This is a genomic window from Staphylococcus marylandisciuri (assembly GCF_025519785.1).
GTDB classification, from domain to species: Bacteria; Bacillota; Bacilli; order Staphylococcales; family Staphylococcaceae; genus Staphylococcus; species Staphylococcus marylandisciuri.
Map to the genome: position 1 here is coordinate 1 of NZ_JAOPKZ010000024.1, position 7,408 is coordinate 7,408.

The window sequence follows — 7,408 nt, forward strand, 5'->3', positions numbered from 1 at the left end:
GATCATTTGCGCAGTCGTATCATTCTATGTACAAATCTTTTTGTAGCTCATCCAAAAAAAGAGATTAAGCAGCACAAGACTGCTTAATCTCTGGTTTTCAATAACCAGTCCTATTTGACAAAGAGCCTTCTTTTATAACTTCATCTCTATTCTTTTATCAAGATTAAATGCATTTATCTCAATATTAGCGATCTCTTTAGTATCGATTTCTTCATCGTCGTGAGTAGTAACTTTATCTTGTTTAGAGAAATGGTTCTTAAGTTCGTCTTTCAACTCGTTTTCTTGCTCTGGTAAACTATATTCACTTTCATATTTAAATGAACCAATATGATTATCATCTTTATTAAAGATATGAATATCGTATTCCATAGTTGACCTCCTACTTTTTTCTCTATTCGTGGTATACCCTTATAGATATCTGTTTAAAAGTAGTATCGTCAATTAAATCACTAAAACTTAAGCAGTAAAGTAATTTAGATAAATAAGTGCGACAGCTAATAAATTAAATAGAAATATTAAAGCACGTATATATCACTATAACGTATGACGATGCCTTACATACATGAGGCAGTAGATGACTGATTTGAAGATGCGCTTGTATCAAGCTTTTTTCAATTCTAGTCATCTTTGCCGGGGCGGGACGACGAAATCTTTTTGTTCAAATTAGATTTCTGTCCCGCTCCCTTGAATTATTGTTGTTTAAGTGCCTCAATAACTTGATCTACTGCTTCGTTAGCTTTAGATTCAGCTTCACGTAAGCTATTAGCTCCAACACTACGGTTGACACCATCTCTATAGGCAATAGCATAATAATTATAATCTAGGTCTTTACTATCATCAGCTGTAATTAAATCAATTTTATATTCTTTACCATCATTCAAAATATAAAATGTTTGTTCTAAACTTGCTCTAGCATACATTTTTCATACCTCCTTATAAGTTTAATTAATAGTATAACTCACAGAGCCAACAATATCATCCTTCAGTAAGAACGCACGGAGTATGCTATTGAAAGTACAATTTTGCTAAAGAGTAACTCACACAAGTGAATCACCGCAACACCAAACATAATAAGATTAGCCATGAAGAAATCTAAGCCGATAGATTTTTTCATAGCTATTTATTTAGTAAAAGAGAGAAGTAGGTAGAAACATAATATAGCTTTACTTTGGGAAACTGCTTAATAGCCTCCCCCACCAGTAGAATTCGACAGAACCGCTCATGATTCGACAAAATTTAGAAGACCATTTTGCACCCAAAATGCACCCAAAACGGTTCAATAGTAAAAAATGGGTGCAAAAAAGCAACTCAGAATCATCAAATAAAATAACTCGAGTTGCTTTTATAACTAGTGTTTCACCCGATTATCTAGCACCTAATACTGTTTCATATATTGCTCGCGTTCCCATTCCGTCACTTGGGTTCTGTAATAATCCCATTCAATAGATTTGCTATTGAGGAATTGGTTATAAATATGATTACCCATCGCTTCTTTAATAGAATCATTTTCTTTCATCGCTTTAAGCGCAGTGTATAACGTGGATGGTAAATCTTGTACACCAATTGATTCTCTCTCTTCGCGATTTAATTCATAAATATTTTGGTTAACCGGCTCTGGCACATCTAATTTATTCTTAATGCCATCTAACCCTGCTTGTAGTATCGCTGCTAGTGCCATATATGGATTTGCAGCTGGATCAACCGAGCGCACTTCAATACGCGTTGATAGGCCACGAGAAGTAGGAATACGAATTAATGGAGAACGGTTTTTACCGCTCCAAGCAATGTAGCACGGTGCTTCATAACCAGGTACTAATCGCTTATAAGAGTTAACTATAGGATTACAAACTGCTGTAAATCCGCGTGCATTCTTTAAAATACCTGCAGTAAAATGGAAAGCATCTTTAGTTAATTTCATATCACCATTCTCATCGTAGAACGCGTTCTCTTTACCTTTAAATAAAGAAATATTAAAGTGCATTCCACTACCGTTAACACCGAACAGTGGTTTAGGCATGAAGGTAGCGTGTAAGTTATGTTTACGCGCTATTGTTTTTACAACAAGCTTGAATGTTTGAATATTATCGCAAGCTGTTATCGCATCTGCATATTTAAAATCAATTTCGTGTTGACCAGGTGCAACTTCATGATGACTTGCCTCTATATCGAATCCCATATCTTCAAGCTCAAGTACGATGTCACGTCGACAATTCTCACCTAAATCAGTAGGAGCGAGGTCGAAATAACCACCGTGATCGTTCAATTCTAATGTAGGTTCTCCTTTTTCATCTAATTTGAATAAGAAGAACTCTGGTTCAGGTCCTAAGTTGAGATCTGAGTAACCTAAATCTTGCATTTCTTTTAACACTCTTTTTAAATTTGCACGTGGATCACCTTCAAATGGCGTTCCATCTGTTTTGTAAACATCACAAATTAAACGCGCTACTTTACCTTGGCCTGCTGTCCACGGGAAGATCACCCATGTATCAAGATCTGGATACAAGTACATATCTGATTCTTCAATACGAACAAATCCTTCAATTGAGGAACCATCAAACATCATTTCATTGTCTAATACTTTTTCCAATTGACTAACAGGTACTTCAACATTTTTAATCGTGCCTAAGATGTCAGTAAATTGTAAACGTAAATAACGCACATTTTCTTCTTTGGCAAATTTACGAATATCATCTTTACTAAATGAACGTTTTGACATTACTTTTTATCCTCCAATATTTTAATTAATAAAACGTGATAAATCACCGCGGTTGATCGGTATCGACTCTCGTTGCGGCTTTTGAGTCGCTTCAACTATCATGTTATTGCGTAATTGTTGCTCTTCACTCGTGAGATGTGATGGATTGTCATTCATGATTTGTTTAATCGCTTTCATGTTAAATCCTTTTTCAATTAATGTCTTAATTTTAAGTAAAATTTCTAAGTCATTAAGTGAGAACAACCTTTTATTGCCTTTAGTCCTTTCAGGCTTAACAAGTTCATGTGTTTCATAATAACGAATTTGTCGAGGTGACAATTCACTGAGTTTACTCACAACACTCATAGAGAACACGGCCATGTTACGCCTCAAAGCGTCATTAGATTTCAAGTACCTCACCTCTATATTGAACTTGCTATCAATTTATCACACTTTACAAACCTACACAAAACTATGTAAGGTTTTCTGACATATAACTGTGAAAATTATCATGATAGTTCATTATTTCAGTTCCCTATCACCTCTTTTTCAAACACAATTACGGAAGTTATAGAAAATTCTAATATATCTAGAAAAGTAATCGTTCTTTCTACAGAATTTAGAATCTGCTGTTGGTAGAGGTCGGGACAAAAGCGTTTAGGGTTTGCGGGGCCCCAACAAAGAGAAACAGGGACATAATGGTCTTTGACTAGAGAGAAAGAGACTGGGAGATATATCCCAGCCTCTTCAACGTCTCGCCAGTAGATGACTGATTTGAAAACGCGCTTATATCAAGCTTTTTTCAATTCTAGTCATCTTTGCCGGGGCGGGACTACGAAATCTTTTTATTCCAATTAGATTTCTGTCCCGCTCCCAGAGCACAGAAAGTCTACGTCTCAACTCTTCTTAAATGCACAACTGTCCTCTAATAATGATTGTATAAATAATAAAGTCACGTTCTCTAGTAGTAGATAAGATAACTAGAATATAAACGTGACTTGATAAGTTAACTATATTAAATTATTTTTTAATAACTGCTGAACTGCATAAGTCACAGCAAATTTTACATGCTCATACGTCAATCCACCTTGCACATAGGCTTCATAAGGTGGGCGGAGCGGACCATCGGCTGATAATTCAATTGAGGATCCTTGCACAAAAGTACCCGCTGCCATGATTACATCATCTTCATACCCTGGCATGTATGATGGTTCAGGACTAAAATGGGCGTTTATAGGTGAAGCGTGTTGAATACTTTGGCAGAATTGTACCATTTGCTCTGGAGTTTGAAAGCGAACAGTTTGTATTAGGTCGGTTCTGGGAACGTTGTAACTCGGTTCGGTATTCATATTAAGCTTTTCAAGTAATAAACTAGTGAATAGCGCTCCTTTTAAACTTTGACTTACTACGTGAGGCGCTAAAAAGAAGCCTTGATACATTTCATGCAACGTATCCAAAGATGCTCCCGCTTCCTTACCTATACCTGGAGCAGTTAAACGATAGCCACATCGCTCAATGAGATCATGACGACCAACGATATAGCCTCCTATCTTAGCTAATCCTCCCCCAGGATTTTTAATTAACGACCCTGCCATAATATCCGCACCGCACTCAAGTGGCTCTCTCTCTTCAACAAATTCACCGTAACAATTATCCACAAACACAATGATATTTGGATACAAGGCTTTGATCTGCGCTATTGCACTCTCAATTTGCTCAATTGTTAATGAGGGACGTTGATCGTAGCCTTTGGATCTTTGAATAGCTATAACCTTAGTTTGTGGAGTGATCGTTTCCAGCACTTTCGATATATCAATTCCACTGTCAGCTATATCTACTTTTTGATAAGAGACACCTTGTTCCATCAAGCTACCTACACCGCTACCATTAATACCAATCACCTCTAGCAGTGTATCGTAAGGATCTCCAGTGATATATAATAACTCGTCTCCGTAGCGCAGCAAACTTTGTAGTGCAATAGTAATTGCATGTGTGCCTGATATAATTTGAGGACGTACAATAGCGTCTTCCCCTTTAAAAGTATGCGCATAAATTTGTTCTAAATGGTCTCTGCCAAAATCATCGTAACCGTATCCGGTTGTCCCCTGTAAATCACTTTCAGTTATTTTAGCTTCATGAAAAGCTTCAAGGACTCGTACTTGATTAGCATATGCAATGCTTTCTATATTTCTAAAATAGGGTTGTAATTCTTTTTCCACTTCGTGTACCAGGGTATGCAACTCTGTCATGTTCATCTCTTCTTCCTTTAACCTTTCTTATAGCCTTTAATAAGGTAATTTCCAGTATCCTCTAAAAACTTTAACTCACTAACTAAAGTATGTTGTTTAAGTTCATATAAGCGTTTAGCATTTGAACTGAGAACTTCTTCTTCATAATAGTTCAAGGTCTCTTTAATTTGATTATAGATTAACGTCTTTACTTTCTCGATATCCTCTTCCGATTTAGCTGATACAAATACAGAGTTGGGTTGAAAGTCAGGGGCGCCATGAAGAGAAAGGTCTTTTTTATTAAATATGACCGCTTGTGGGATAGCATCCATATCCAATCCTTTTAAAATCCGGTTTACCGTATCAAATTGTGTTCGATATTCGCGATGACTGCTATCTACTACGTGGAGCAACAAATCTGCTCCTTTGGCTTCCTCTAAAGTTGATTTAAAAGCAGCTACAAGCGTAGTAGGTAGTTTTTGAATAAAACCAACTGTATCAGAAATAATTAAATTAAACCCTTCATTGATTTGCATTTGACGTGTTTTAGGATCCAATGTCGCAAATAAGATATTCTTTTCATATGTTGTTTCATCAGTCAAAACATTAAACCAGGAAGATTTACCAGCATTTGTATAGCCAACTAATGCTACTTGATATACACGATTTTGTTCGCGTTGGTTTCTATAACGTTCTCTGTGTTCAACTACTGCTTTAAGTTGATGCTTAATTTCATTCATACGCGTACGAATATGTCGACGATCCATTTCTAACTTCGTTTCACCTGGACCACGTGTACCAATACCGCCCCCAAGACGTGACAAGCTGCGCCCATGTCCTTGAAGTCGCGGCAATAAATAATCAAGCTGAGCTAATTCAACCTGAAGTTTGCCCTCTTTACTCCGTGCACGTAACGCAAATATCTCTAATATAAGTTGAGTTCGGTCGATAATTTTAATATTTAAATTACCATTCAAAGTCTTTGACTGGGCAGTAGTAAGCTCATCATTCGTCACAGCTACTTCTATAGAGTGGTGCTCTACATAAGCTTTGATTTCTTCAAGTTTGCCCTTCCCTACATAATACTTGTGGTCAATATTTTCTCTATTTTGAGTGTAGGTTTCTTGAACATCTAATTTACAAGTACTAGATAATCTATGTAGCTCCTCCATAGTAGAATCAAAATCAAATTCCTGTTCAGAATTAGCATTTACACCTATAAGTATAGCTTTTTCTAATGGATTTACAGTTGACTTTGATTGTTTATGAGCCATTACTATCACCTCTTTTAATAGGTTTTCTTTGACATTTTATCACAGTGTTTCATTCAAAACTATGTTCGAAACTGAATAGTTAATTCAAACTTGTTGTATAATATAACTATGTAGTGTAAGCAATATAAGTTAGTATGATAGACGTAAGTATATAGAAAATATGAAAAGGAGTATATAATGAGTATTTACGACATAGAAGTAGAAAAAAATAGTGGAGATAAATATCATTTAAGTGAGTATCAAAATGAAGTAATGCTTATAGTTAACACCGCAAGTGAATGTGGGTTTACCCCTCAATTTGAAGGTTTGCAATCTTTATATCAGGAATTTAAAAGTCAAGGATTTACAGTTCTTGGTTTCCCGTGCAATCAATTTGGAGGCCAAGAACCCGGTAATGGTGAAGAAGCTAAACAGTACTGTCAAATCAACTATGGTGTTAGTTTCCCTATGCATGAAAAGATAGAAGTCAAAGGTGAAAACCAACATCCTCTGTATCGATATCTCACTCACGCTCAACACGGATTATTTAACGAAAAGATTAAATGGAACTTTACTAAATTTTTAGTGGACAGAAAAGGGAATGTCGTCAAACGATTTGGTCCCCAAAAAGACCCTAAGCACATTAGAAAAGACATCAAAGAACTTTTATAGTTTAAATGTCTCTGTTCACTAGCGAAAATAATATGTATATTGATGAGACTAGAACGTTAATCCTTAAAGAATGTGTCAACGATATTTTGGTGCAAACTCGATATAGTACTTTCAATTCCATGTTGTATGTACTAAACTGTTTATCTCTGATGACATTGAATACATCCCCGCATGTTGTATATTTTGGTTAGCTGACCAAATATTTTTCAAACATGTTGAGATGTATTTTTAATGAATCGGAGAACCCATAATGCGCGTTTGCGACAGAAAAGTTTAGGATTTGAGCTGAAGCGAACGATGAGCATAATTGTATTAGAAATTTTGTTGAACCGAGATAGTCTCTGTTGACAATCCTGCTTTCAAGACGCAGTTAATTGATTGCCCAGAGCACAGAACTTGATGTCTCTACATCTTTAATTTCACACGAAAAAGGGGCTCTTTGTCAAATAGGACTGGTTATTGAAAACCAGAGATTAAGCAGTCTTGTGCTGCTTAATCTCTTTTTTTGGATGAGCTACAAAAAGATTTGTACATAGAATGATACGACTGCGCAAATGATC

The 7,408-nt window shown here is 36.0% G+C and carries 7 protein-coding genes; 1 reads left to right on the forward strand and 6 read right to left on the reverse strand.

Features of this window, described 5'->3' with window-relative positions; genetic code table 11:
• Positions 1–132 precede the first annotated feature (132 nt).
• From N9R04_RS11110 to hflX, 6 genes are all read right to left on the reverse strand, one after another.
• Entirely contained in the window at positions 133–369 is a 237-nt protein-coding gene (locus N9R04_RS11110) for a hypothetical protein (protein WP_262856841.1), read from the reverse strand.
• A 320-nt stretch (positions 370–689) separates the two neighbouring features.
• Positions 690–920, reverse strand: coding sequence for a hypothetical protein (locus N9R04_RS11115; protein ID WP_262856842.1), 231 nt, complete (start codon positions 918–920; stop codon positions 690–692).
• Between the two features lie 455 nt (positions 921–1,375).
• Positions 1,376–2,716: a type I glutamate--ammonia ligase gene (gene glnA, locus N9R04_RS11120; protein WP_262856843.1), complete on the reverse strand. Its 1,341-nt coding sequence runs from the start codon at positions 2,714–2,716 to the stop codon at positions 1,376–1,378.
• Between the two features lie 21 nt (positions 2,717–2,737).
• Positions 2,738–3,106, reverse strand: coding sequence for a MerR family transcriptional regulator (locus N9R04_RS11125; RefSeq protein WP_262856844.1), 369 nt, complete (start codon positions 3,104–3,106; stop codon positions 2,738–2,740).
• Between the two features lie 599 nt (positions 3,107–3,705).
• Entirely contained in the window at positions 3,706–4,944 is a 1,239-nt protein-coding gene (locus N9R04_RS11130; protein WP_262856845.1) for a methionine gamma-lyase family protein, read from the reverse strand.
• A gap of 17 nt (positions 4,945–4,961) precedes the next feature.
• Positions 4,962–6,197, reverse strand: coding sequence for a GTPase HflX (hflX, locus tag N9R04_RS11135; protein WP_262856846.1), 1,236 nt, complete (start codon positions 6,195–6,197; stop codon positions 4,962–4,964).
• A gap of 174 nt (positions 6,198–6,371) precedes the next feature.
• Between hflX and N9R04_RS11140 the strand changes: the two genes are divergently transcribed.
• A complete protein-coding gene (locus N9R04_RS11140) occupies positions 6,372–6,848 on the forward strand; it encodes a glutathione peroxidase (RefSeq protein WP_308445807.1) in 477 nt (158 codons plus the stop codon).
• Positions 6,849–7,408: the final 560 nt, after the last annotated feature.